General features: G+C 72.6%; 26 protein-coding genes. 15 read left to right on the forward strand and 11 right to left on the reverse strand.

Features of this window, described 5'->3' with window-relative positions:
• Positions 1-72: 72 nt before the first annotated feature.
• On the reverse strand, positions 73-846 hold the full coding sequence (locus AB0J97_RS34615) for an SDR family oxidoreductase (protein ID WP_357695584.1): 774 nt from the start codon (positions 844-846) through the stop codon (positions 73-75).
• Positions 847-965: 119 nt separating this feature from the next.
• Positions 966-1,412: an ATP-binding protein gene (locus AB0J97_RS34620; protein ID WP_364096642.1), complete on the reverse strand. Its 447-nt coding sequence runs from the start codon at positions 1,410-1,412 to the stop codon at positions 966-968.
• Between the two features lie 345 nt (positions 1,413-1,757).
• Between AB0J97_RS34620 and AB0J97_RS34625 the strand changes: the two genes are divergently transcribed.
• Positions 1,758-2,138 carry an STAS domain-containing protein gene (locus tag AB0J97_RS34625; protein WP_364096645.1) on the forward strand — a complete coding sequence of 127 codons (381 nt, stop codon included), beginning with the start codon at positions 1,758-1,760 and terminating at the stop codon, positions 2,136-2,138.
• A gap of 67 nt (positions 2,139-2,205) precedes the next feature.
• On the opposite strand, the gene AB0J97_RS34630 is transcribed toward AB0J97_RS34625, so the two are convergent.
• Positions 2,206-2,568, reverse strand: coding sequence for an STAS domain-containing protein (locus tag AB0J97_RS34630; RefSeq protein WP_364096648.1), 363 nt, complete (start codon positions 2,566-2,568; stop codon positions 2,206-2,208).
• A 178-nt stretch (positions 2,569-2,746) separates the two neighbouring features.
• On the opposite strand from AB0J97_RS34630, the gene AB0J97_RS34635 reads away from it, so the two are divergent.
• The gene (locus AB0J97_RS34635) at positions 2,747-3,349 is read left to right on the forward strand and encodes a TetR/AcrR family transcriptional regulator (RefSeq protein WP_364096651.1); all 603 of its coding nucleotides are present in this window, start codon (positions 2,747-2,749) and stop codon (positions 3,347-3,349) included.
• Positions 3,350-3,480: 131 nt separating this feature from the next.
• On the forward strand, positions 3,481-3,843 hold the full coding sequence (locus tag AB0J97_RS34640) for a DUF1622 domain-containing protein (protein WP_364096654.1): 363 nt from the start codon (positions 3,481-3,483) through the stop codon (positions 3,841-3,843).
• A 47-nt stretch (positions 3,844-3,890) separates the two neighbouring features.
• Here AB0J97_RS34640 and AB0J97_RS34645 read toward each other — a convergent pair whose 3' ends face one another.
• Complete coding sequence (locus AB0J97_RS34645; protein WP_357695570.1) at positions 3,891-4,643, reverse strand: peptidylprolyl isomerase; 753 nt, start codon at positions 4,641-4,643, stop codon at positions 3,891-3,893.
• Positions 4,644-5,003: 360 nt separating this feature from the next.
• Here AB0J97_RS34645 and AB0J97_RS34650 point away from each other — a divergent pair, with 360 nt between their 5' ends.
• A complete protein-coding gene (locus AB0J97_RS34650; RefSeq protein WP_364096658.1) occupies positions 5,004-5,570 on the forward strand; it encodes a histidine phosphatase family protein in 567 nt (188 codons plus the stop codon).
• 159 nt (positions 5,571-5,729) lie between these two features.
• Here AB0J97_RS34650 and AB0J97_RS34655 read toward each other — a convergent pair whose 3' ends face one another.
• Positions 5,730-7,199, reverse strand: coding sequence for an alpha/beta fold hydrolase (locus AB0J97_RS34655; protein WP_364096661.1), 1,470 nt, complete (start codon positions 7,197-7,199; stop codon positions 5,730-5,732).
• A gap of 427 nt (positions 7,200-7,626) precedes the next feature.
• On the opposite strand from AB0J97_RS34655, the gene AB0J97_RS34660 reads away from it, so the two are divergent.
• The 3 genes from AB0J97_RS34660 (at position 7,627) to AB0J97_RS34670 (ending at position 9,380) form a co-directional block, all read left to right on the forward strand.
• The gene (locus AB0J97_RS34660; protein WP_364096664.1) at positions 7,627-8,154 is read left to right on the forward strand and encodes a hypothetical protein; all 528 of its coding nucleotides are present in this window, start codon (positions 7,627-7,629) and stop codon (positions 8,152-8,154) included.
• Between the two features lie 163 nt (positions 8,155-8,317).
• Positions 8,318-8,911 (forward strand): hypothetical protein, encoded by a 594-nt coding sequence (locus tag AB0J97_RS34665; RefSeq protein WP_364096667.1) that lies wholly within the window; start codon positions 8,318-8,320, stop codon positions 8,909-8,911.
• Between the two features lie 148 nt (positions 8,912-9,059).
• On the forward strand, positions 9,060-9,380 hold the full coding sequence (locus tag AB0J97_RS34670; RefSeq protein WP_357695560.1) for a GYD domain-containing protein: 321 nt from the start codon (positions 9,060-9,062) through the stop codon (positions 9,378-9,380).
• Between the two features lie 158 nt (positions 9,381-9,538).
• Here the strand turns inward: AB0J97_RS34670 and AB0J97_RS34675 are convergent, their stop codons facing one another.
• The 4 genes from AB0J97_RS34675 to pdhA form a co-directional block, all read right to left on the reverse strand.
• The gene (locus AB0J97_RS34675) at positions 9,539-9,880 is read right to left on the reverse strand and encodes a MazG-like family protein (RefSeq protein WP_364096670.1); all 342 of its coding nucleotides are present in this window, start codon (positions 9,878-9,880) and stop codon (positions 9,539-9,541) included.
• A gap of 204 nt (positions 9,881-10,084) precedes the next feature.
• On the reverse strand, positions 10,085-11,524 hold the full coding sequence (locus tag AB0J97_RS34680; protein ID WP_364096673.1) for a dihydrolipoamide acetyltransferase family protein: 1,440 nt from the start codon (positions 11,522-11,524) through the stop codon (positions 10,085-10,087).
• Positions 11,521-12,555, reverse strand: a complete 1,035-nt coding sequence (locus AB0J97_RS34685; protein WP_357695556.1) for an alpha-ketoacid dehydrogenase subunit beta — start codon at positions 12,553-12,555, stop codon at positions 11,521-11,523. Before AB0J97_RS34685 ends, AB0J97_RS34680 begins: the two co-directional genes overlap by 4 nt.
• A gap of 1 nt (position 12,556) precedes the next feature.
• Positions 12,557-13,663 (reverse strand): pyruvate dehydrogenase (acetyl-transferring) E1 component subunit alpha, encoded by a 1,107-nt coding sequence (gene pdhA, locus AB0J97_RS34690; RefSeq protein ID WP_357695554.1) that lies wholly within the window; start codon positions 13,661-13,663, stop codon positions 12,557-12,559.
• Positions 13,664-13,783: 120 nt separating this feature from the next.
• Here pdhA and AB0J97_RS34695 point away from each other — a divergent pair, with 120 nt between their 5' ends.
• A complete protein-coding gene (locus AB0J97_RS34695) occupies positions 13,784-14,293 on the forward strand; it encodes an Lrp/AsnC family transcriptional regulator (protein WP_364096678.1) in 510 nt (169 codons plus the stop codon).
• A 100-nt stretch (positions 14,294-14,393) separates the two neighbouring features.
• On the opposite strand, the gene AB0J97_RS34700 is transcribed toward AB0J97_RS34695, so the two are convergent.
• Together AB0J97_RS34700 and paaZ are read right to left on the reverse strand one after the other, a co-directional pair.
• Positions 14,394-15,185, reverse strand: coding sequence for an enoyl-CoA hydratase-related protein (locus tag AB0J97_RS34700; protein ID WP_364096681.1), 792 nt, complete (start codon positions 15,183-15,185; stop codon positions 14,394-14,396).
• Between the two features lies 1 nt (position 15,186).
• Positions 15,187-17,226, reverse strand: coding sequence for a phenylacetic acid degradation bifunctional protein PaaZ (paaZ, locus tag AB0J97_RS34705; protein ID WP_364096684.1), 2,040 nt, complete (start codon positions 17,224-17,226; stop codon positions 15,187-15,189).
• Positions 17,227-17,317: 91 nt separating this feature from the next.
• Between paaZ and paaA the strand changes: the two genes are divergently transcribed.
• From paaA to AB0J97_RS34740, 7 genes are all read left to right on the forward strand, one after another.
• On the forward strand, positions 17,318-18,283 hold the full coding sequence (gene paaA, locus AB0J97_RS34710; protein WP_357695545.1) for a 1,2-phenylacetyl-CoA epoxidase subunit PaaA: 966 nt from the start codon (positions 17,318-17,320) through the stop codon (positions 18,281-18,283).
• The gene (paaB, locus tag AB0J97_RS34715) at positions 18,280-18,573 is read left to right on the forward strand and encodes a 1,2-phenylacetyl-CoA epoxidase subunit PaaB (RefSeq protein ID WP_357695543.1); all 294 of its coding nucleotides are present in this window, start codon (positions 18,280-18,282) and stop codon (positions 18,571-18,573) included. The genes paaA and paaB overlap by 4 nt, the downstream gene beginning before the upstream one ends.
• A 13-nt stretch (positions 18,574-18,586) precedes the next feature.
• Entirely contained in the window at positions 18,587-19,492 is a 906-nt protein-coding gene (gene paaC, locus AB0J97_RS34720) for a 1,2-phenylacetyl-CoA epoxidase subunit PaaC (RefSeq protein WP_364096689.1), read from the forward strand.
• A gap of 101 nt (positions 19,493-19,593) precedes the next feature.
• Positions 19,594-20,064, forward strand: a complete 471-nt coding sequence (gene paaD, locus AB0J97_RS34725) for a 1,2-phenylacetyl-CoA epoxidase subunit PaaD (RefSeq protein ID WP_364096962.1) — start codon at positions 19,594-19,596, stop codon at positions 20,062-20,064.
• A 1-nt stretch (position 20,065) separates the two neighbouring features.
• A complete protein-coding gene (gene paaE / locus AB0J97_RS34730; RefSeq protein ID WP_364096692.1) occupies positions 20,066-21,151 on the forward strand; it encodes a 1,2-phenylacetyl-CoA epoxidase subunit PaaE in 1,086 nt (361 codons plus the stop codon).
• A gap of 57 nt (positions 21,152-21,208) precedes the next feature.
• Positions 21,209-21,949: an enoyl-CoA hydratase/isomerase family protein gene (locus AB0J97_RS34735; RefSeq protein ID WP_364096695.1), complete on the forward strand. Its 741-nt coding sequence runs from the start codon at positions 21,209-21,211 to the stop codon at positions 21,947-21,949.
• Positions 21,946-22,800, forward strand: coding sequence for a 3-hydroxyacyl-CoA dehydrogenase family protein (locus tag AB0J97_RS34740; RefSeq protein WP_364096698.1), 855 nt, complete (start codon positions 21,946-21,948; stop codon positions 22,798-22,800). The genes AB0J97_RS34735 and AB0J97_RS34740 overlap by 4 nt, the downstream gene beginning before the upstream one ends.
• The last annotated feature ends 5 nt before the right edge of the window (positions 22,801-22,805 follow it).

Genomic DNA, 22,805 nt, shown 5'->3' on the forward strand with positions numbered 1-22,805 from the left:
AAGGCTATGCAAGCTCTATATCCGGAAATATTTACTCTCCGTAAGGGGTGAGCAAAGTATTCCGGCGCTTGTTCAGGCGAGTGGACCGAGGTACGTCCCGCCCGAGACGTCGATGGTCTGACCGGTCACCCACCGCGCCGCGGGGCCGGCCAGGAACCCGACCACGTCGGCGACGTCCTCGGGCTCGCCGAGCCGGCCGAGCGCGGTGATGGACTCCAGCCCGGCCACCACCTCGGGGATAGAGGTGTAGCCCGCCGTCATGTCGGTCCGTACGGCGCCGGGGGCGACCGTGTTCACGGTGATGCCGCGCCTGCCCAGCTCGTTGGCGAGCGTCGGGGCCATCGCCTCCAGCGCCGCCTTGCTGATCGTGTAGCCGAGCTGGGTGACGACGGCGATCCGGCTGGCCGTCGAACCCATGTTGATGATGCGTCCGCCGTCGTTGAGCAGCGGCAGGGCGCGCTGGATCACGAAGAACGGGGTGGTGACGTTGATGGTCATCACCCGCTCGAACTCCTCCGGGGTCAGGTGGGCGATCGGGGCCGTCGAGGCGATGCCCGCGTTGTTGACCAGGATGTCCAGGCCGCGTCCGCCCAGCTCGGCGGTCAGGCCCTCGAACAGCCTGTCCACCACCCCCTCGACACCCTCGGCGCCGAAGCGGGCGCGGACGGTGAACGCCTGGCCGCCGGCGTCCTCGATCAGGGCCACGGTCTGCTTGGCCGCCTCGTCGTCGCCGCCGTAGTGCACGGCCACCAGCGCGCCCTCGGCGGCCAGCCGCAGCGCCACCGCCCGGCCGATGCCCCGAGAGCCGCCCGTCACCAGCGCCGTCCTGCCCGTCAGCATGCCCATTGTTCGCTCCCCACGTGTGTGGCCTGTGCTCCGCGGTCGCGGAGACAGGTCAACAGTGGCGGGGGCGGCTCACCGCGTACTCACCGCCGGCTCACCGTCGTCGGGGCGGGTCATCGTGCCTAGCTGGCCGCAGGTGAGGAGTCGCCGCCCTGCCAGGGACGCAGATGGGTGGCGAGGGGCAGGCGCATGCGCAGCCGCAGCCTGCTGCCTCCTTGCGGATGGTCGATGCCGACCTCGTCGCACAGCCGGTGGATCAGCCACAGGCCGAGCTGCCGTCCCGTGCCCGTGGGACGCGTGAGGCGGGCGTCGGCCAGATGCTCGGCCCGAAGACGCCCGGCGGTGTCGCAGACGTCGACCGTGAGGACGGCGGCGTCGGTGTAGGCCGTCACCGTGCCGCGCCCGCCGCCGTGCTCCAGGACGTTCGCGGCGGCCTCGTTGACGGCCAGCACCAGGTGGTCGAGCCGTGCGCCGGACAGCCCCGCGTGGCGGGCGTAGACGCGGACCAGGTCACGGATGAGCGCGAGATTGTTGGTGATGGTGCACCGCAGGTGGAAGGGGGCGTGCATGGCCCGCCCCTACCGCGTGCGGGGGTGGCGACGGCGTAAGGCGCTCGATCGAGGGCAGAGAGTGAGATGACCGAGTAAACGAGCCGAGCCGGGCGCGCTGGCTGCGCCCCCGTCCAGCTCCCCGGCGGCCCGCGCCGCGGTGACCTGGCCGGTGCCTGGCGGAAAGGGTTGATCGCCCGACATCTGCTTCTCCCTCTGCCCGATGTGCCGACGCTGTGTGGACGCGCGGCGCGCCGGGCGATCTTGTTTTCGGCGATCTGTCAGGGGCGCCCGTACCCTCCCGTGATCGAGGACGTGGCGCGGCTCGGCTCTGCCCTGAGACGACCGCAAATAGGTGTGATTTCGATGACCGACCAAACCGGCGGCCCTGCTGACGTGCTGCCCATGGTGCACCCCTTCGGCCTGCGCGTGCGGGGCGAGATCGACCACCATGGACGATCCGCGCTGGCCCGAGCGCTGGCGTGGGCGTTACGCATCGGCGAGACCGACCTCCATCTGGACCTGTCCGAGCTTACCTTCATCGACGCCGGCGGGCTGCGGCTGATCATGAGCGCGGCCACCGGCCTGCCGCCGCCGCGACGGCTCGTGCTCCAGAACGCCTCGCCCACGGTGCGCGAACTGCTGGCGCTGCTCGGCTGGCGCCTGGGGCCCGACGATCAGCTTTACGAGGTGGTCGGCGAGTCCCATCCCCACGGCCCCGACCCGGCGCCCTCACCTCCGCCCTAGGAGTCCTAGGAGGGCGCGCCCCCACGGGCGTCCGCGGGCCGTCCTGGGGACCCGCGTTCCCGCGGTGTCAGGACGGCCAGCCGCGCGGCCTGGTCCAGGTCGCGGCCTCGGCCGGGCCGTCGTCCGGCCGGAACAGGCGTGACAGCCGGGTGATGTCCAGCAGGCGCGCCAGCGGCCCGTGCACCCCGACCAGCCGGACCGTGCCGCCGCGCCGCTCGGCCTGCCGCTGGCCGACGAGCAGGGCCCAGAGGCCGCACGAGTCGCAGAAGGCCAGGTCGGTGACGTCGATCACGACCTTCGGACGGTCCGCTTCGAGGAGTTCGGCGAGCGTACGGGCCAGGGACATCCGGGTCACGCGGTCCAGCTCGCCGTCGAGGTGCACGACGTGGCAGCCCGGCAGACGTTGGACATTGATCGCTAACTCTGTCATGAGGGAGAATCCAGAGCTCGGCGACATCGGACATCGGCCGCTCCTACCCCTCGACGACGTCCTCGCTCCTCCAACCGCGCGAGGTGAGCACGATGTGGCCCAGCCGCCACAACCGCGCCCGGTGTCGTCCGGACGGATGAGCGCTCGTCACAGCCGTCCCGGACGTATAGTGAGTTGGGTGACTGACTCAACGAGGACCCGGTCCCGGGGGGCCGACAAGCGGCGCAGGCTGATGGCCGCCGCCGCCCGCGTCCTGCACGAGCAGGGCGTCGAGCGGACGACCATCGCCGACATCGCCGAGGCCGCCGGCGTGCCCGTGGGGAACGTGTACTACTACTTCAAGACCAAGGACGAACTGATCCTGGCCGCGCTGTCCGAGCACGCCGGGCACCTGGCCGAGCTCACCGCCGAACTCGACCGGCTACCCGACCCGCGCGCCCGGCTCAAGGCCATGGTGGACGCCTGGGTGAGCCGGCGCGACGTCGCCGCCCGGTACGGCTGCCCCACCGGCACCCTCGCCGCCGAACTGGACAAACGCGCCGAGGGCGGCCTCGACGTCGAGGCGGGCCGGGTCATGCGGCTGCTCCTCGACTGGTCGGAACGCCAGTTCCGGGCCCTCGGCCTGCCCGACGCCGACGATCTCGCGCTCGCCTTCGTCGGCGCGTACCAGGGGATGTCGCTGCTGGCCAACGCCCTGCGCGATCCCGAGATCATGACCCGTCAGGGCGCCCGCCTGGCCCAGTGGCTCGACTCCCTCCCCACCGGCGGACAGGAGTCCTGACCCTCGTCCGGGGCCGCCGTCGAGATCCCGCCGGGTGCCCCGGCAAAGAGCCTGGCTGGTGCGGCGTGTCGGGGAGGCGGGCCGGGCGGAGGCCGCCGATCCTTGCTGAAGGCGGGACAAAGAGGGTGGTCATGAACTTCGCGTGGATCGTGGAGGCGATCGGCCAGGCTGTCGATCTCGCGGGCGTGGCGATCATCGTGCTGGGTGCCCTGGCCGCCACCGTGTCCTTCGTCCTGCGACTGCGCGAGGGACGGTCCCCGAACGACGTCTACCGCGCCTACCGGCAGGGCCTCGGGCGGGCGATCCTGCTGGGGCTCGAATTCCTGGTGGCCGGAGACATCATCCGTACCGTGGCGGTGGCGCCGACGTTCGTGAGCGTCGGCGTGCTCGCGCTCATCGTGCTCGTACGGACCTTCCTCAGCTTCTCGCTGGAGATCGAGCTGGAGAACCGCCTGCCCTGGCAGGCGCGGCGCGGCGCCGACACCCCCGGCTGAACCCGCCCCCGTTCCACCGGCGGGTGGGACGGGGGCAAGAGTGGCGCCTACCTGCGGCAGACCTTGGCGTCCCGGATGTCGACCGGCAGGACGGGCTTGCCGTCGACGGGCGGCGTGGGCCCGTCGGGCTCCGGCTGGATGCCGCCGGCGGCGATGCGGTCGAGCGCGGCGAGCCCGGCGGCGTCGACCGTACCGAAGACCGTGTAGTTGGGCGCCAGACCCGAGTCACCGTAGACCAGGAAGAACTGGCTGCCGTTGGTGTCGGGCCCGGCGTTGGCCATGGCCAGCACGCCCCGCGCGTACGTCTTGCGCACCCCGGTCGTGTCGCCGGGCCACGGCGGCAGGTCGGTCGGCAGCTCGTCCTTGTAGCGGTAGCCCGGCCCGCCCTCGCCCGTGAAGCTGGGGTCGCCGCACTGCAGCACCTTCAGCCGGTCGTACGCGGTGAGCCGGTGGCAGGAGGTGACGTCGTAGAAGCGGTGACGGATCAGGTGCACGAAGCTCTGCACGGTGCACGGCGCCTTGGCCGGGTCGAGGGTGAGCCCGATGTCGCCGTGGTTGGTCCTGAGCACCGCCGAGACCGGACGGTCGGGGGTGCGGCGCGGGTCCGGCGGCAGCGGCACCTTGCGCACGGCCGGGTCGTCGGGGGTCTCGGTGTACGCGCACGGCCCCTTGGTCGTCCGCGGCGGCCGGTCCAGGGCCGTCGCGGCGGCCGGCATGGCGGCGGCCGCGACCAGCGCGCCCGTCGTGACTGCGGATAACGCGGCGCGGGCCGCGAGTCGTACCAACGCTCTGCCGGACATCGTGTCCTCCACTGCGTGATGATCGCCGGGCTTCCTGTGGTCTAGTCGATCTGACCCGCCCAGTCAAGACCGTGGCCGCACGAGGTCGGCGCCCCCTTGTGCGACTTCCGCGGCAGCCAGAGTCCACCCCTGGTCGGCACGCCGGGGCCGGGCCGAGATCGGCGTGACAGCCGCCCCTCACCATCTCCCCTACGCCCTTCGCTGGTGGATCTTCACCGTCGTTTGCTCGGACGGGCACGGCTACGCTTTGGCCTGCGGCCACCACGTGATCTTTGGTTGTCAGCACACCGCTCGATCATCGCGGTGGCCGTACGCGTCTCTGCCCTTGCCCACCGGAACACCGTTGCAGGAGGACGCCAAGTGCGCTGGCTCGACGTGCGCCGACACAGCTTGACCAAGAAGGGCGCGGCACGTGGCCGTGGGTCACACCTGTCGGCTGACGGGATAGCCCTCGCCCGCTTCGTCGGCTCCGGAGTCGGCCCCTACGAGCGTGTGGTCACCAGTTCGTCTCCTCGGGCCGTCGAGACCGCTGTTGCGATGGGTTTCGCCGTCGACGACACCATGGAGATGCCGTCAGGTTATGTGCCGGGAGAAATCGCTCGGCACGCGCAATGGGGCTGGACCGAGCCCTACCGGCGTCTCGCGGAGATCATCCGGGAGGGTCGGGAGGCGGCGACCGTGGCCGAGACCCACCGAGCGATCTGGGTGGACACGGTCCGCGACGTCGCTGACGGCTGCTCGGCGCTCCTGGTCGGGCATGGAGGGGCGATCGAGCTGGCGTTGGCGGCGTGCTTTCCGGACGCTTCACATGACTCCTGGGGGACGCCGTTCGCGCACTGCGACGGTGCGCGCCTCGGCTTCGCCGACGGCCGATTCGTGAGCATCGAGTTCCACCGGGCGCCGCAGAGCCCCGTCCGGCCGAGTTGAAGATCGCCGACTGCACCTGGCGTACTACCCCAGCACGACTGGGTTCTTCCTCTCGTGCTCCGGCTTCTCGTGCTCGGGAGCCGAACGGCTCCGGCGCAAGCGTGGGACGAGGACGTTCCCGTTCGCCCGGATGGCTGGCTGCCGGAGGGGTCGCGGTGGTCAGCATTGGGTGTTCGGCGGTGGCAGAGTCAGGTCGGTGAAGTAGCGGTTCATCAGGTCGCGGGCGCAGGGGTTGAAGCCGTAGAGGGTGTGACCCGGGCCGTCGTGGCGGATGGTGGAGCTGCCGGGGACGTCGGCCAGGACACGTTCGACCGCGTCCGACTCGCCCCAGGCGCCTGCTCCCAGGACGGGGGGCACGCCCTTCGGGAGGGGAGCGGGTGGGTTGGTGACCGGGACGGGCCAGCCGATGCAGGTGAGGGTCGCCGAGGCCAGAGTGTTGGCGGTGCCGGTGAGAGGAGCGATCTTGCGGAGGCGGGCGTCGGTGCTGGCCAGTTCCTTGAGGGTCGTGGGGCGCGGCCAGTCGAGGCATTCGGTGACGGGGGTGGTCTGGTCGGGGTAGCGGGCCCCGCGGGCTGGGACGAAGTCGGAGGCGTCGCCCTGGCCGGCCGCCTTGCGGATCGCGCGTGCCAGGGCGGGCCAGCCGGGGGCTCCTTGGCGGGCCATGAAGACGGCGAGGGACTGCAGGTCGCGGGCGTCGTAGGCCATGCTGACCGTCGTGGTGGCGATGGGCTTGCGGCGGGCTCGTTCGGTCAGCTTGTGCCAGAGGCCGGGTATGTCTTGGCAGTCATGGGTGGCACACCAGGTGAAGAAGCGCCGCATGGACTGCTCGTTGGATTTCGCCATCTCCTCCAGTTCGCGCGACCAGTCAGCGGGACTGTGGTTCCAGGTGCCGTCGAGGACCATCGTGCGGATCTGGTCGGGGAAGAGGCGGGCGTAGTCCTGGCCGTAGAAGCCCGCGTAGGAGGCGCCGTAGTAGTTGAGCTTCGCGCCGCCCAGGGCCTTTCTGATCGCCTCCATGTCTCTGGCCTGGTCGGCCGAGCTCATGTTGGCGAACAGTTGGGGGTCCTGGTGGCGGCATGCCTCGGCGAAGCCGCGGTTGGTGTCGGACAGTCGGCCGAAGCCGGCGTCGTCACGTGGGGCTTCCGGGATGGGGATGCGGGTCCAGACGCACGCGAGGCCGGTGCTCAGGCCGCCGAACTGCTCGCCGTAGCCGCGAGTGTCCCAGGTGACGATGTCCATGCGCTCGCGCAGCCGGGCCCACCAGTCGGGGACGGCTGCGGTGGTGGCGATGCCGGGGCCTCCTGGGCCGCCATAGGCGACCAGGACCGACCCTTCGGAGGTGCCGGTCGCTTTCAGCCTGCCCAGCTTCAGTGTGATCTTGCGGTCGTCGGGCTTGCGCCAGTCGACCGGGACCTGGAGGTCGGCGCACGCCATGCCGATCTTGTCGTTGGGGCAGGGCTGCCAGGTCAATGAGGAACCGGCCGTCATGGCGGATCGGGTGGCCGAGGAGGGACGGACCGTGTTCTCGCTGCCGGGTCGGGTCTCGGCGCTTGGGGTGGCGGTGGCCATGGCGGGTTGGCCGGTGATCGCCAGCAGGACGGCCAGGATCGTGGCGAGGGGTTTCAGCATGCGGTCATGATTGCGGCGCGGGGGTCGGGAACGCGTCGGACCAGGGTCTGATCTTGGAGCGGCGAAGTCCTACCACGGGTTGTCAGACCGTGGTCTGGCCGGTGCCACGCACGCTCTGTGGTCTGGCCGGTGCCACGCACGGCCCGTGGTCCAGCCGGTGTCCCGCACGGCCCGTGGTCCAGCCGGTGTCACGCACGGCCCATGGTCCAGCCAAAGTCACGCGCGATCTGGAGCCCGTGTTACTGCTCGTGCAGGCTGTCTCGTCACCTCTCCGCCGAGGAGTCTGTCCGGTCGGGACGCTCGGTGAGGGGCGGGTCGGGTCTGTTTGGCGGGGCTTCCGGTTGGTCGCCCGGCAGGGGCGTGGGGCGTTGGAATGGCCTGGCAGCGTCGCGGGCTCGGCGGGTACGGTTGCGCTAGCCTGCCGGGGATGCAGCGGATTCTGGTGGCGGGCATCAGCGGGGCGGGCAAGTCGACGCTCGCGCGCGCACTGAGCAACCGGCTTGCCGTGCCCTGTCACGAGATGGACGGCCTGTACTTCGCGGGGCCAGGTTGGGCCGTGGACGAGGCGTTCCCGGAGCGGGTCGCCGAGATCGCCGGGACCCCGGCGTGGATCTTCGACTCCTTCGGCTACCCGGAGGTGCGCGACCTGCTGTGGGAACGCGCCGACACCATCGTCTGGCTGGACTATCCGCGCCGGGTCGTCATGCCGCGGGTCCTGCGGCGTTCGCTGCGCAGGACGGTTCTGCGCGAACCCGTCTTCAACGGCAATCGGGAAACGGTCGCCGGATGGTTCCAGAGTGATCATCCGGCGTGGTGGGCCTGGTCGCAGCACGCGGCGCGGCAGGCGGAGATCCGGCGGCGCACCCGTGATCCGCGTTTCGCTCCCTTGCGCGTGCTCCGCTTCACCAGCCCGTACTCGGCGGCGGTCTGGCTGCGGTCGGTCGCGCCGGCCTGACGGCGGACCGCCTCCCCCTCACAGGCGTCCGTCACCCCGGGGCCGTCTGCTTCACGCACGTGGTGGCGGTGAACATGGGGTGGGTGGACCGGGATCGCAGGATTCTGGACGTTCAGGGTGTTCGGCCACAAGGTGGGCGGAGGTGGCGCGGGAGAGTCGGGGCATGGTTGAGATGTCGTCCGCGCAAGGCGGCTCGCAGGAGCGCTCCCCCACCGGCCGGGTGCTCATGGCCGTGGCACGTCGCTGGCCCACGGGGCTGGGCGTGGCTTTCATGGTCTTCAACGTCCTGGGGCTGGAGGACGGGCGGGACGCGGCCCTTGTGGTGTTCCTCGCCGCGCTCGTCTACCTCGCCACGGCGGTGACCGGCAGGCCGGGGGTGGCCTGGCCGTTGTTCGGGGCGTCCGTGGTGGCGGTGGCGGTGCTGCGGCTGCTCGCGCTGGAGCCGTGGCCGGGGCTGGTCGGGGGTGCGGTGTGCGTCGCCGTCGTCGACCTGACGGACGGGCTGGTGAGGAGGCCGACGCTCGTCGCGGCGCAGGTTCCGGCGATGCTGGTCTTCGGGGCGGTGTCGGTGGCCGCGCTGTCCCTGTCGCCTGCGGTCGGGGGCTACCTGGTCGCCGCGGCCCTGGTGGGGCATGCCGTTCTGGACGTGGTCCTCTGGCGCAGGAACAAGGTGGTGGCCCGGTCGATGGCCGAGTTCTGCGCCGCACTCGACCTGACGCTCGGGATGGTGATCGTGGCACTGACGGTCTCGGCCTAGACGGCGGCGTCGGCCGGCGTCGAGAGGCCGCAGGGAAAACCCAGCACCACCGGTGGGATTACCTTCATCCCGGGCCGAGAATTCCGACCTCGTGACCTGCGACAGCCACCTCGCACCGAGGCGGCGGCACGAGAAGAGGAACTCGCCCATGCCCAAATATCTGATCCAGTCCACGTACACCACAGAGGGTCTCCGCGGGGTGCTGCGGGACGGTGGCACCGGACGCCGACAAGCGGTGGATCGCCTGGTGGAAAGCCTGGGCGGGCGGGTCGAGCAGATGTACTTCGCGTTCGGCGAGACGGACACGTTCGTGGTCGTCGACCTGCCGAGCAATGCGGCGTCGGCGGCGTTGGGGTTGGCGGTGTCGGCGTCCGGGGCGGTGCGGACGACAACGGTCGCCCTGCTGACGGCGGAGGAGGTCGACGAAGCCACGCGGATGAATGTGGCTTACCGGGCTCCTGGCGCGTGACAGCCAGGCGCAGACGCAGGCGCAGGCCTATGCCTCGGCTCGCGGGATGTCGGCGAAGGCAGCCGTTGGACACGGCGGTGAGGAGCGATCCGCGGTCGGCGCCTGCATAGTGCGCGGCGAGCGCCATTGCGGTGGCTCGCACGGCTGACCCGGAAAGGTCAGGCGCGCTTGTCCTCCAACGCTGAGACGCGGTCGGCGATCTTCCTCAGCTTCGCCTCGAACACAGCCCGCGGGTCGTCGACGACGGAGCTGAGGGCCACCATCGCCGTCACGATCACGTCGCACAACTCGTCGGCGAGGTCCTGGCGGGTGTGGGAGGCGGGCTTGCGCGGGTTCTGGCCGAGTTCCCCGATGCGGGCCTCGACCGCCTCGCCGAACTCCTCGCCGATCTTCATGACACGCAGCGTGAGTTCGTGCGGGTCCCGGCCGTTGTTACGGTCCAGCCACGCCACCAGCTCGCCGATCGTGGACCACAGGTCTGTCGAGGTGGGATCAGGCATCGGGCTCTTCCTCCATGCCGGCCTCTGAGAGGGCGCGGTACCGGCGCGTACACCAAGCAAGGTTGCCATCGTCCGCGTTGCCTCTGACGGGGCCGTGGCAGGCGACAGCTCGCGCTCCTCGCCGGGTGCCCGGCGTTCGGTGGGCCCGAGGGGCGTCGCCCTCGGGTCCACCGGGTGACGTTCGCCGGTGTGGGGAGCGTGCCGCTAGACGTGGGCGAGCAGCACGGCAGGGTTCTCCACGCAGTCGGCGACGAAGCGCAGGAAGCCGCCCGCCGCGCCGCCGTCGCAGACGCGGTGGTCGAAGGTGAGGGACAGCTGAGTGATCTTGCGGGGCACGACCGCGCCGTCGTGCACCCAGGGGCGGTCGATGACCCGTCCCACGCCCAGGAGCGCGGCCTCGGGGTGGTTGATGATGGGGGTGGAGCCGTCCACGCCGAAGACGCCGTAGTTGTTGAGGGTGAACGTGCCTCCCGTCAGCGCGGCCGGAGGCAGGCCGCCCGAGCGGGCCAGGCCGGTCAGCCGGGTCAGTTCCGCGGCCAGCCGGGCCGTGGTCATGAGGTGGGCGTCGCGGACCACCGGCACGACGAGGCCGCGGTCGGTCTGGGCGGCGAAGCCCAGGTTGATGTGGCCATGGCGGACTATCTCGGCCCGGTCGGTGTCGACCGAGGCGTTCAGCTCGGGGAAGCGCAGCAGGCCGGCAACGCAGGCGCGGGCCAGGAGTGCCAGCAGGCCGACGCCCAGGTCCGGGCTGGTCCGCCGCAGGGTGTCGCGGACGGTGATCAGGTCGGTGGCGTCCACGTCCACCCAGGTGGTGGCATCGGGGATCTCGCTGCGGCTGCGAGTAAGCTTGTCGGCCACCGTACGGCGCAGGCCACGCAGCGGGATGCGCTCGGCCACCAGCCCCGTCGCGGCCCCGGCGGACGGGGTGTCAGGGGCGGGTGCGGGTGCGGGGATGGGGGCGGCGATGGCTTGTTCGACGTCGCGGCGGAGGATCACGCCGTGGGGGCCGGTGGGGACGACGGCGGTGAGGTCCACACCATGATCGCGAGCCATCCGGCGGACCAGCGGCGAGATCACCCGAGGCGCGCCCTCCGCCCCGCCCGACGACGAAGGCCCGGCCGCGACCACGGGCGCCGGGACACGCCCGGAAGCGGGCTCGGGCCCAGGCGCGGGCACGGGTGCGGGCACGGGTGCGGGCACGGGTGCGGGCCTGGAGGTCGGGGTGGAGGGGTGGGAGGGAAGGGGCTTGGCAGGGCGGGGGCGGCGGCGGCTCCTGGGCGGGGTGTCGGTGGTGCCGTAGCCGATCAGGACGTTGCCCGAACCGGCGCGTTCCTCCTCCCGGTACCGCGCCGCCGCCGGGTCCTCCGCCGGGCCGGCCGCACGGCCGTCGGACCCGGCCCCGACCTCGATGAGGGGCTCCCCCACCGCCACGACCGCGCCCGCCTCGGCGTGCAGCCGCAGTACGGTCCCCGCGTACGGCACCGGCACCTCCACCGCTGCCTTGGCCGTCTCCACCTCCACCACGATCTGGTCGATCTCGACCGTGTCCCCCACGGTCACCTTCCACTCGACGATCTCGGCCTCCGTCAAGCCCTCGCCGAGGTCGGGCAGCCGGAACACCTGCCGCGCGGCGGTCGCCGTCATGACGCCTCCCGGGTGAGGTGCAGGAGGTCGGGCTCGTCGTCGAACTGGAGCCGGTCCACGGCGTCCAGGACGCGGTCCACGTCCGGCAGGTGGGAGTGTTCCAGGATCGGCGGCGGGTACGGGATGTCGAACCCGGTGACGCGCAGCACCGGAGCGGCCAGCGAGTGGAAGCACCGCTCCTGCACGCGGGCGGCGATCTCCGCCCCCACCCCGGCGAACCCCTGCGCCTCCTGGATCACCACGCAGCGCCCGGTCCTGCGCACCGAGGCCACCACGGTCTCGTCGTCGAACGGGACGATCGTCCGCAGGTCGACCACCTCCAGCGAGAGCCCGTCCTGGGCCGCGGCCTCGGCGGCCTGGAGCGCCACGGGCACGCTGGGCCCGTAGGCGACGAGCGTGGCGTCGCGTCCCTCGCGGCGGACGGCCGCGCGGCCGAACCCGGCGGCGCGCCGGTCCGCGGTGGACGTCTCCTCCTTCGACCAGTACAGCCGCTTGGGCTCCATGAAGATCACCGGATCGGGGTCGGCGATGGCGTCGCGCAGCAGCCAGTACGCGTCGTCGGCCGTCGCGGGCGTCACGACCTTCAGCCCCGGCGTGTGGGCGTAGTACGCCTCGCTGGAGTCGCAGTGGTGCTCGACGCCGCCGATGCCCCCTGCGTACGGGATCCGGATCACGATCGGCAGCGACAGCCGCCCGCGGGTGCGGTTGCGCAGTTTGGCCACGTGCGAGGCGATCTGCTCGAAGGCCGGGTAGGCGAAGGCGTCGAACTGCATCTCGATCACCGGACGGAAGCCGCCCATGGCCAGGCCCACGGCCAGGCCCACGATCCCCGCCTCGGCCAGCGGCGTGTCGAAGCACCGCTCCTCGCCGAACTCCTTGGTGAGCCCGTCGGTGACGCGGAAGACGCCGCCGAGCGGGCCGACGTCCTCGCCGAAGACGAGGACGCGCTCGTCCTCGCGCAGGGCGTCCCGGAGGGCGGCGTTCAGCGCCTGGGCCATGCTCATGGAGGCGTTGGGGGTGGTCGCGGTCATCTCAGTCCTCCCGCGCGGTCAGCTCGGACGCCAGCAGGGCCCGCTGCTCGTTCAGCTGGGGCGTCGGCTCGGCGAAGACGTGGTCGAACAGCTCGAAGGGGTCGGCCTCGGGGTCGGCGTTCATCGCGTCGCGGAGGCGGGCGGCGTACTCCTCGGCGGCCTTGTGCGCGGCGGCGACGTCCTCGGCGCCGAGCAGGCCGCGCCCGCGCAGGTACGTCTCCAGCCGGGCCAGCGGGTCGGCCGACTCCCACTGCTCGACCTCCTGGCTCTCCCGGTAGCGGGTGGGGTCGTCGGCGTTGGTGTGGGGGTCCATGCGGTAGGTGTGCGCCTCGACGAGGAAGGGGCCGCCGCCGGTCCTGGCGTGCGCGACGGCGGCGTCCAGGACCGACAGCACGGCGACGAGGTCGTTGCCGTCCACCTGCTCGGAGGGGATGCCGTAGCCGATGCCCTTGTAGGCCAGCGCCGGGGCCGCGCTCTGCTTGGCCAGCGGCACCGAGATGGCGTACTTGTTGTTCTGGACGAGGAACACGACGGGGGCGCGCAGGACCGCGGCGTAGTTGAGCGCCTCGTGGAAGTCGCCCTCGCTGGTGCCGCCGTCGCCGATGAAGGCCATGACGACGCCGTCCTCGCCCTTGCGGCGCAGGGCGTCGGCCATGCCGACCGCGTGGATCGTCTGGGTGGCCAGCGGCGTGCACTGGGGGGCCACCCGGGTGGCGGCGGGGTCGTAGCCGCAGTGCCAGCCGCCGCGCAGCAGCGTCAGCACCTCGACCGGGTCGAGGCCGCGGGAGACGAGCGCGACCGAGTCGCGATAGGTGGGGAACAGCCAGTCGTCCTCGCGCAGCGCGAGGACGCCGGCGATCTGGCAGGCCTCCTGGCCGCGGCTGGAGGGGTAGACGGCCAGCCGGCCCTGCTTGGTCAGCGCGGTCGCCTGGCGGTCGAAGCGGCGGCCCAGGACCATCCGCCGGTACGCCTCCATCAGGTGCTCGCCGGTGGGCTCGGCGTACCCGGCGGGCGGCTCGACGGCGGTGCCGTCCTCGGCGACGAAGCGCACCGGCTCGGGTGAGGGCAGCAGGCCCTCGACCGTCCGCGGACTCCTCCTCACGGACATGGCGACGCTCACTTTCTCTGGACGTTTGTGAGGGAAAGCGTCCGCTTCCGGAGCCATACGTTCAAGACATCAGGCATGATGAGCGACAAATGGATTCATAGAGGACTTCAGGAGGGCCAATTGTCGGCCAACGAGGGCATCGAGAGCGGCTGGCCGGGACGTTCGGCCGCCAACCTGGACGCGGTGGACCGGGCGATCATCGCCGAGTTGCTGCGCGACGGCCGGATGTCGATGCGTACGCTGGCCGAACGCGTGCACGTCTCGCGCGCCAACGTCTACGCCCGGCTCACCCGGTTGATGGACGACGGCGTGATCACCGGCTTCACCGCCGAGCTCGCGCCGCACCGGGCGGGCCTGGGCACCAGCGCGTACGTGTCGGTGACGATCGAGCAGAACTCCTGGCGCCAGGTCACGGCCAGGCTGCGCGAGACGCCCTACGTGGAGCACTTCGCCATGGTCGGCGGCGACTACGACGTCCTGGTGCTGGTCAGGACGCCGGACAACGCGGCGCTGCGGCACGTGGTGCTGGAACGCATCCAAGACATCCCGGGCGTGCGGGCCACCCGGACCTGGTTGGTGTTCGAGGAGGCCCGCGGCCGGGGCGCGGAGTGGGGGGCACACGAGAGCTGAGGCGCCGCCCCGGCCCCCACAGAGGGGTCGGGGCAGCGTTCCTCGAAGGGCGGCGTCCCTCGAAAGGCTGTGTTCCTCGGAGCTCGGCGTCCCTCGAAGGTCAGCGTCCCTCGAAGGTGGGGCGGCGTTTGGCGAGGAACGCCTCCACCGCGCCCGCGTGGTCGGCGGTCAGCCCCAGACGGGCCTGTGCGCGCGCCTCGGCGGCGAGCACCGCGCCGAGCCCCTGCTCCCACCCCTGCGCGATGAGCCGCTTGGACTCGGCGAAGGCGGCGGTCGGCCCGGCGGCGAGCCGGGCGGCGAGCTCACGTCCCGCCATGCACACCTCGGCCCTCGGCACCACCCGCCCCGAGACGCCCCACGCGACCGCCTGCGCGGCCCCGAACGGCTCGCCCAGCAGCACCAGCTCCTTGGCCCTGGACTCGCCGACCGCCCGCGTCAGCGTCACCGACAGGCCGGAGTCGCAGGTGAGCCCGATGCCCGCGAACGCCGTGGCGAGCTTCGCCTCCTCGGCGATGACGCGCAGGTCGCAGGCGAGCGCGAGAGCCAGCCCGGCGCCGACGCAGGTGCCGTTGACGGCGGCGACGACCGGCTTCGGCATCGTGGCCAGGAGCCGGACGACCGGCGCGTAGTCCGCCTCGACGGTGTCGAAGGCGTGGCCGGGGTCGGCGCGCAGGGCCTCGGCGTGCTCGGCGAGGTCCTGGCCGACGCAGAACGCGCGGCCCGCGCCGGTCAGCAGCACGGCCCTGACCGAGTCGTCGGCGGCGACCTCCTCCAGCGCCCGGCGCAGGGCCTTCTTGAGCCCGTCGTCCAGGGCGTTGCGCCGGTCGGGGCGGTTGAGCGTCACGACGGCCACGGCGCCGTCGCGTTCGAGCAGGATCGGGGTGTCGGCCACGTCAGCCCTCCCGCCAGGTCTTGGCCACGAGGGTCAGCACGTCGTACGTGGCGACCGGGACGTCGTCCTGGTTGGTGACGGTGGCGTCCCAGCGGACCTCGCCGTAGTCGGCGCCGCTGCGCGGCGTGATCTGCTTGACGGTCAGCGCGACGGCGATGGCGTCGCCGGCCTTGACCGGGGTGAGGAAGCGCAGCCCGTCCACGCCGAAGTTGGCCAGCACCGGGCCGGGCGCCGGGTCCACGAACAGCCCGGCGGCCAGGGACACCACCAGGTACCCGTGCGCGACGATGCCGCCGAACAGCGGGTTGCGGGCGGCGGCCTCGGGGTCGGTGTGGGCGTAGAAGGTGTCGCCGGTGAAGTCGGCGAAGTGCTCGATGTCGGCGAGCGAGACCGTGCGCGGCGCGGAGGCGATCGTGTCGCCCACCCGCAGCTCGGCCAGCGACTTGCGGAAGGGGTGGACGCCGGACTCGGCGCGGGCCGAGCCGGTCGTCCAGCGGCCGGTGATGGCGGTGAGCTGGTCCGGGGAGCCCTGGACGGCGGTGCGCTGCATGTGGTGCAGGACGCCGCGCACGCCGCCCAGTTCCTCCCCGCCGCCGGCCCGCCCGGGGCCGCCGTGGACGAGGACCGGCAGCGGCGAGCCGTGCCCGGTGGACTCCTTGGCGTCGTCGCGGTCGAGGACGAGGACCCGGCCGTGCCAGGGCGCGAGCCCGAGCACGACGGACCGCGCGACCTGCGGGTCGTGGGTGGCGACGGAGGCGACCAGGCTGCCCCTGCCCCGCGCGGCGAGGGCGACCGCCTCCTCGACGCCGTCGTAGGCGAGCACGGTCGCGACCGGCCCGAACGGCTCCACGTCGTGCGGCTCGGCGGCGCCGGGACGGGCCCGCAGCAGCAGCGGGGTCATGAACGCGCCGCGCTCGGGGTCGCCGTCGAGCAGGGACGCGCCCCGCGGGTCGCCGTGGACCACCTCCGCGCCGGCCAGCAGCGCCTCGACCGCCTTGCGCACCTCCTCGCGCTGCCCGAGGCCGGCCAGCGGGCCCATCCGCACGTCGGGGTTGCGCGGGTCGCCGACGGTGATCTTCGACAGGCGGGCGGCCAGCGCCTCGACCACCTGCCCGGCCAGGTTCTCCGGCACGAGCACGCGGCGGATGGCCGTGCACTTCTGCCCGGCCTTGACCGTCATCTCGGCGACGACGCCCTTGACGAACAGGTCGAACTCCGGATCGTCCGGGCGCACGTCGGGGCCGAGGATCGAGCAGTTGAGCGAGTCGGCCTCGACGCCGAGGACGACGCCGCGGTCGAGCACGTTCGGATGGCGGCGCAGGATGCCGGCGGTGTGGGCCGAGCCGGTGAAGGCCACGGAGTCCTGGACGGTCAGCTCGTCGAGCAGCCCGGCGGGGCTGCCGGACAGGAGCTGGAGCGTCCCTTCGGGCAGGATGCCCGACTCGATGATCTGCCGGACGGCCAGCTCGGTGAGGTAGGCGGTCTGGGCGGCGGGCTTGACGATGGACGGGAGCCCGGCCAGGAAGGCCGGCGCCAGCTTCTCCAGCATGCCCCAGACGGGGAAGTTGAAGGCGTTGATCTGCACGGCGACGCCCGGCCGCGAGGTGTAGATGTGCTGGCCGGCGAAGGTGCCGCCCTTGCCCAGGCGTTCCAGGCCGCCGTCGAGGACGACGGTGTCGTTGGGCAGCTCGCGCACGCCCTTGCTGGCGTAGCTGAACAGGGTGCCGATGCCCCCGTCGACGTCGACCATGGTGTCGCGGGCGGTGGCGCCGGTGCGGGTGGACAGGGCGTACAGGGCGTCCTTGCGCTCGATCAGGTGCTTGGCCAGCGCCTTGATCAGGGCGGCCCGTTCGTGGAAGGTCAGGGCGCGCAGCGCCGGGCCGCCGGTGTCCCTGGCGTGCCGGACCATGGCGGCGACGTCCAGCCCCTTGCTGGAGATCCGCGCGACCTCCTCGCCCGTCGCGGCGTCGAGCAAGGGTTCCCCGTCGTCGGCCGCGCGGAACCATCGTCCGGCGGCGTAGCTCTCCAGCAGCGCGCTCACGCTGTCTCCTCTCTTGCGCGGAAGCCCCGACTCATGCAACCGTATTACTGACCGAGCGATAAGTAAATAAGACCGATGCCTCGGAGGGACGATGACCACCACGCCGGCGGAGCCGGACCTGGAGCAGCGGCTGCAGGCCGCCTTCGACGCGACCATCGCGGGTCACGACCGGATAGAGCCCCGCGACTGGATGCCGGAGGCGTACCGCAGGACGCTCGTCCGCCAGATCGCCCAGCACGCGCACTCCGAGATCATCGGCATGCAGCCCGAGGGCGAGTGGATCGGGCGGGCCCCGTCGCTGCGCCGCAAGGCGATCCTGCTGGCCAAGGTGCAGGACGAAGCCGGACACGGCCTCTATTTGTACTCCGCGTGCGAGACGTTGGGCGTCTCCCGCGCCGAGCTGACCGAACTCCTCTTGGCCGGGAAGCAGAAATACTCCTCGATCTTCAACTACCCGACGCTGTCCTACGCCGACGTCGGCACCATCGGCTGGCTCGTGGACGGCGCCGCGATCTGCAACCAGGTGCCGCTGTGCCGCACCTCCTACGGCCCGTACGGCCGCGCCATGATCCGCATCTGCAAGGAGGAGTCCTTCCACCAGCGGCAGGGCTACGAACTGCTGATGACGATGATGCGCGGCACCGACGCCCAGCGGGAGATGGTCCAGGAGTCGGTGAACCGGTTCTGGTGGCCCTCCCTCATGATGTTCGGCCCGCCCGACGAACACTCGCCCAACAGCGAACGCTCGATGGCCTGGGGCGTCAAGCGCAACTCCAACGACGAGCTGCGCCAGAAGTTCGTCGACATGACGGTCCCGCAGGCGAAGGCGCTCGGCGTCACGCTGCCCGACCCCGACCTGCGCTGGAACGAGGAGCGCGGGCACCACGACTTCGGACAGCCCGACTGGTCGGAGCTGGCCGCCGTCATCCGCGGCGACGGGCCGTGCAACGCCCAGCGCATGCGGCACCGCCGGGCCGCCCACGAGGACGGCGCCTGGGTGCGCGAGGCCGCGTCGGCGTTCGCGAGCCGTTCGGCCGCCGGGGCGGGTGCCCGATGAGCGCCGATCGGCGGGAATGGCCGCTCTACGAGGTGTTCGTCCGGGTCAAGCGCGGGCTCAACCACGTCCACGTCGGGTCGCTGCACGCTCCCGACGACGCGATGGCCCTGCGCCACGCCCGCGACGTCTACACCCGGCGCAACGAGGGCGTGAGCATCTGGGTCGTACGCTCCGACGCCATCACGGCCTCCAGCCCGGACGAGAAGGACCCGCTGTTCGCGCCGAGCGGCGACAAGGTCTACCGGCACCCGACGTTCTACGACATTCCCGACGACGTCCCGCACATGTGAGAGGGGGTCCAGCGTGAGCGATGACCACGAGAGCATCTTCGACGGCCTGGCCGGCGGGGACTCCACGCAGTGGGCGTTCGGCACGGACTTCGAGGACCCGCTGGCGGGCGTCGACACGTCCGTGCCCGAGGGGGTCGGCTCGGCCGAGCTGGCCGCGTACTGCCTGATGCTCGGCGACGACGCGCTGATCCTGTCGCAGCGGCTCGCGGAGTGGTGCAGCCGCGCGCCCGACCTGGAGGAGGACATCGCGCTCGCCAACGTGGCGCTCGACCTGCTCGGGCAGGCGCGCCTGCTGCTGGCGCGGGCGGCCGCGGCCGATCCCGGCGTGGCGCCCGCGCTCCCGGAGGGCTCGCCGGTGCCGCCGGAGGACGCGCTGGCGTTCTTCCGCGACGCCGGGCAGTTCAGGAACGTGTGGCTGGCCGAGGTCGAGAACGGCGACTTCGCGCACGTCGTCGTGCGGCTGCTGCTGTTCTCGACGGCCCGGCTGGCGCTGCTGGAGCGGCTGGCCGCGAGCGTGGACACGGTGCTGGCCGCCGTCGCCGCCAAGGGCGTCAAGGAGGTCGCCTACCACCGGGACTGGGCGGGCCGCTGGTTCCTCACCCTGGCCCAGGGCACCGAGGAGTCGCGCCGCAGGCTCGACGCCGCGCTCGGCGAGCTGTGGCCGCTGCTGGCCGAGCTGGTCACCGCGCATCCCGTCGAGCTGACGCTCGCGCGGTCGGGGGTCGCCGTCGATCCCGCCGCGCTGCGTGCCGACGTGGACGCCGTGCTCGGCCAGGTGTTCGCCGTGAGCGGCGTGCCCCGTCCGGGCGGCGAGGGCGAGCCGGGCGGCGGCCGGGACGGCGGCCACACCCCGGCGATGACCGTCCTGCTGGCCGACATGCAGTCGGTCGCCCGCGCCCACCCGGCAGGCCGCTGGTGAACGCCCGCGAGCACACCGGCCACGCGCCCCCGGACGCCCGCGAGCACCCTGGCCCCGTCCTCCCCGACGCCCGGGAGCGGGCCGTCCGGGTCGCCGAGCGGGTGCGGGATCCGGAGATGCCGATGCTCACGCTCGCCGACCTCGGCGTGCTGCGCGGCGTCGAGGTGGAGCCGGGGCCGGACGGCGAGGTCGTGGTCGCCTCCATCACCCCGACGTACACCGGCTGCCCGGCCATGGCGACCATGCGCGACGACCTCGTCCACGGGCTGCGGGAGGCGGGCTTCCCGCGGGTCGAGGTGCGCGTCGTGCTCGATCCGCCGTGGTCGAGCGACTGGATCTCCGAGCGCGGCAGGGCCGCCCTGCGCGCGGCAGGGCTGTCGGTGCCGGGACCGGCCCGCCGGACGTCCGGGCCGGTGCCGCTGACGCTCGGCCCGGTCAGGCCCGCCCCGGCCTGCCCGCGCTGCGGGTCGCGGGCCACCCGGCCGACCTCCGAGTTCGGCGCCACCGCCTGCAAGGCCCTCTACGCCTGCGCCGACTGCCTGGAACCGTTCGAGCATGTCAAGGAGATATGAGATGACCACGCTCGCGCCCGCGCCGGCCCGGGCGCACGCCGCCTTCCACTCACTGACCGTGGCGGCGGTCGACCACCTGTGCGAGGACGCCGCCGCGATCACCTTCGCCGTGCCCGGCGAACTGCGCGAGGCGTACGCCTTCCGCGCCGGCCAGTCGCTCACCCTGCGCCGCTTCGTGGACGGCCGGGAGGAACGGCGGTCGTACTCGATCTGCGCCCCGGCCGGGGAGGCGCCGCGCATCGGCGTCCGGGAGATCCCGGACGGGCTCTTCTCCTCCTGGCTGGTCCGCGAGGTGCGGCCGGGGACGCGGATCGAGGTGCAGACCCCGACCGGCTCCTGGCAGGCCGACCCCGGCCTGGGCGAGCGGCACCTGTGCGTGGCCGCCGGGTCGGGCATCACCCCGATGATGTCGGTCGCCTCGACGGTGCTCGCCCATCCCGGCGCGCAGGTGTCTCTCCTGTACGGCAACCGGACCAGCCGGACCGTGATGTTCGCCGAGGAGCTCGGCGACCTCAAGAACCGGTACGGCCCCCGCTTCCAGCTCGTCCACGTGCTCTCCCGGGAGCCGCGCGACGTCGAGCTGTTCTCCGGCCGGCTGGACGGCGACCGGCTGCGGCGGATGTTCACCGAGCTGGTGCCGATCGAGACGTTCGACCACGTCTGGCTCTGCGGGCCGCTGCGCATGGTCGAGGACGCTCGCCGGGTGCTGGCCGAGCTCGGCGTCCCGGCCGCGAACGTGCACGTCGAGCTCTTCTACGTCGACGCTCCCCCGCCGCAGCCGAGGCGGCCGGAGGGCGTGCCGGCCGGCGCGACGACCGTGCTGACGACGGTGCTCGACGGCAGGCGCACGACCGCCACCGTCTCGCGCGAGTCGACCCTGCTCGACGGCGCCCAGCAGACCCGCTCCGACCTGCCGTTCGCCTGCCGGGGCGGGGTCTGCGGCACGTGCCGGGCGGTGGTCCGCGAGGGCGCGGCGGACATGCGCCGCAACTACGCCCTCGAACCGGCCGAGGTGGAGGCGGGTTTCGTGCTCACCTGCCAGACCTTCCCGGCCGGCGACCATGTCACCGTGGACTACGACGCCTGATCCCCACACAGAGGAGCCTTCCGTGACCGAAGCCCGCGCTCCCCAGGCGGAGCGCCCATGACCCTCATCGTCGAGGAGGGCGCCGACCGGGTGGTGTGGCGGCTCAACCGGCCGCAGGTGCGCAACGCCATCGACCGGGAGCTGGTCGCCGCGCTGCACGAGGCGTGCGCCGCCGTCGAGGAGGAGCCGCGCGTCGTCCTGCTCACCGGCGAGGGGACGACCTTCGCCGCCGGGGCGGACATCGCCCAGCTCCGCGAACGGGACCGGGGCGACGCGCTGCGGGGCATCAACTCCAGGATCTTCGACCGGATCCACCGGCTGCCGATGCCGACCGTGGCCCTCGTGGACGGCTACGCCCTGGGCGGCGGTGCCGAGCTGGCCTACGCCTGCGACTTCCGGATCGGCACGCCGCGCACCCGGATCGGCAACCCGGAGACCGACCTCGGCATCCTGGCCGCCGCCGGGGCCGCCTGGCGGCTGGCCGAGCTGGTCGGAGAGCCGCTGGCCAAGGAGATCCTGCTGGCGGGCCGGGTGCTGACGGCCGAGGAGGCGCGGGCGGTCCACCTGCTCAACGACGTCGTGGAGCCGGAGGACCTGCTGGCCGCCGGTCACCGGCTCGCCGACCGCATCGCGGCGCGGGCGCCGCTGGCGACCCGGCTGACCAAGGCCGTCTTCCACGCCCCGCGCGCCGCGCACCCGTTCGTGGACGACCTGGCCCAGGCGGTCCTGTTCGAGACCGAGGAGAAACACGCGCGCATGACGGCGTTCCTGGACCGGCGGAAGGAGCCGCGCTCATGACCCGGCCATCGACACTTCCACAAATCGTCGGCGTCTTCGGCGGCGGGCGGATGGGGTCGGGGATCGCGCACGCCTTCCTCGCCGCCGGCAGCCACGTGATCGTCGTGGAGAGCGACCCGGCGACCGCCGCCCAGGCCCTGGAACGGGTGACCGGCAGCCTGGCCAAGGCGGCGGAGAAGGGCCGCCTGGGCAGCCCGCTCCAGGACGTCCTGTCCCGGCTGCGCACGACGTCCGACCCCGCCGAGCTGGGCCCGTGCGAGCTGGTCGTCGAGGCGGTGCCGGAGGACGCGGCGCTCAAGGCCCAGGTGTTCGCGCAGGTCGAACGGCAGGCGCCGGGCGCGGTGCTGGCCACGAACACCAGCAGCCTGTCGATCGGCAAGCTCGCGGCCGGCCTGGCCGCGCCGGAGCGGCTCATCGGGCTGCACTTCTTCAACCCCGTCCCGGTCAGCGACCTCATCGAGGTCGTGGTGGGGCCGCGTACGGACCCCGAGCTGGTCGAGCGGGCCCAGGAGTGGACCGAGGCGCTGGGCAGGACGCCGGTCACGGTGGCCGACTCGCCCGGCTTCGCCAGCAGCCGGCTCGGCGTCTGCCTGGCCCTTGAGGCGATGCGGATGCTGGAGGAGGGCGTGGCGAGCGCGGCCGACATCGACACGGCCATGACCCTCGGCTACCGCCATCCGACGGGCCCGCTGCGCACCACCGACGTGGTGGGCCTGGACGTGCGGCTCGCGATCGCCGAGCACCTGGCCCGCGAGCTCGGGCCCCGGTTCGAGCCGCCGCGGATCCTGCGCGACCTGGTGGCCGCCGGGCACCTCGGCCGCAAGACGGGCAAGGGCTTCTACACCTGGTGAACCCT

Origin of the sequence: Nonomuraea sp. NPDC049607, assembly GCF_040675375.1 — a bacterium.
GTDB lineage: Bacteria > Actinomycetota > Actinomycetes > Streptosporangiales > Streptosporangiaceae > Nonomuraea.

Excerpts from the sequence above, each read along its gene's own strand:
- AB0J97_RS34625 (WP_364096645.1), top strand. The coding sequence starts at position 1,758 with ATGACCGACCAAACCGGCGGCCCTGCTGACGTGCTGCCCATGGTGCAC.
- AB0J97_RS34640 (WP_364096654.1), top strand. The coding sequence starts at position 3,481 with ATGAACTTCGCGTGGATCGTGGAGGCGATCGGCCAGGCTGTCGATCTC.
- paaE (WP_364096692.1), top strand. The coding sequence starts at position 20,066 with ATGACCACGCTCGCGCCCGCGCCGGCCCGGGCGCACGCCGCCTTCCAC.
- paaB (WP_357695543.1), top strand. The coding sequence starts at position 18,280 with ATGAGCGCCGATCGGCGGGAATGGCCGCTCTACGAGGTGTTCGTCCGG.
- AB0J97_RS34660 (WP_364096664.1), top strand. The coding sequence starts at position 7,627 with ATGCAGCGGATTCTGGTGGCGGGCATCAGCGGGGCGGGCAAGTCGACG.
- AB0J97_RS34675 (WP_364096670.1), bottom strand. The coding sequence starts at position 9,880 with ATGCCTGATCCCACCTCGACAGACCTGTGGTCCACGATCGGCGAGCTG.
- AB0J97_RS34670 (WP_357695560.1), top strand. The coding sequence starts at position 9,060 with ATGCCCAAATATCTGATCCAGTCCACGTACACCACAGAGGGTCTCCGC.
- AB0J97_RS34645 (WP_357695570.1), bottom strand. The coding sequence starts at position 4,643 with ATGTCCGGCAGAGCGTTGGTACGACTCGCGGCCCGCGCCGCGTTATCC.
- pdhA (WP_357695554.1), bottom strand. The coding sequence starts at position 13,663 with ATGTCCGTGAGGAGGAGTCCGCGGACGGTCGAGGGCCTGCTGCCCTCA.
- AB0J97_RS34735 (WP_364096695.1), top strand. The coding sequence starts at position 21,209 with ATGACCCTCATCGTCGAGGAGGGCGCCGACCGGGTGGTGTGGCGGCTC.
- AB0J97_RS34655 (WP_364096661.1), bottom strand. The coding sequence starts at position 7,199 with ATGCTGAAACCCCTCGCCACGATCCTGGCCGTCCTGCTGGCGATCACC.
- AB0J97_RS34630 (WP_364096648.1), bottom strand. The coding sequence starts at position 2,568 with ATGACAGAGTTAGCGATCAATGTCCAACGTCTGCCGGGCTGCCACGTC.
- AB0J97_RS34685 (WP_357695556.1), bottom strand. The coding sequence starts at position 12,555 with ATGACCGCGACCACCCCCAACGCCTCCATGAGCATGGCCCAGGCGCTG.
- AB0J97_RS34615 (WP_357695584.1), bottom strand. The coding sequence starts at position 846 with ATGGGCATGCTGACGGGCAGGACGGCGCTGGTGACGGGCGGCTCTCGG.
- AB0J97_RS34665 (WP_364096667.1), top strand. The coding sequence starts at position 8,318 with ATGGTTGAGATGTCGTCCGCGCAAGGCGGCTCGCAGGAGCGCTCCCCC.
- AB0J97_RS34740 (WP_364096698.1), top strand. The coding sequence starts at position 21,946 with ATGACCCGGCCATCGACACTTCCACAAATCGTCGGCGTCTTCGGCGGC.
- AB0J97_RS34620 (WP_364096642.1), bottom strand. The coding sequence starts at position 1,412 with ATGCACGCCCCCTTCCACCTGCGGTGCACCATCACCAACAATCTCGCG.
- AB0J97_RS34680 (WP_364096673.1), bottom strand. The coding sequence starts at position 11,524 with ATGACGGCGACCGCCGCGCGGCAGGTGTTCCGGCTGCCCGACCTCGGC.
- paaA (WP_357695545.1), top strand. The coding sequence starts at position 17,318 with ATGACCACCACGCCGGCGGAGCCGGACCTGGAGCAGCGGCTGCAGGCC.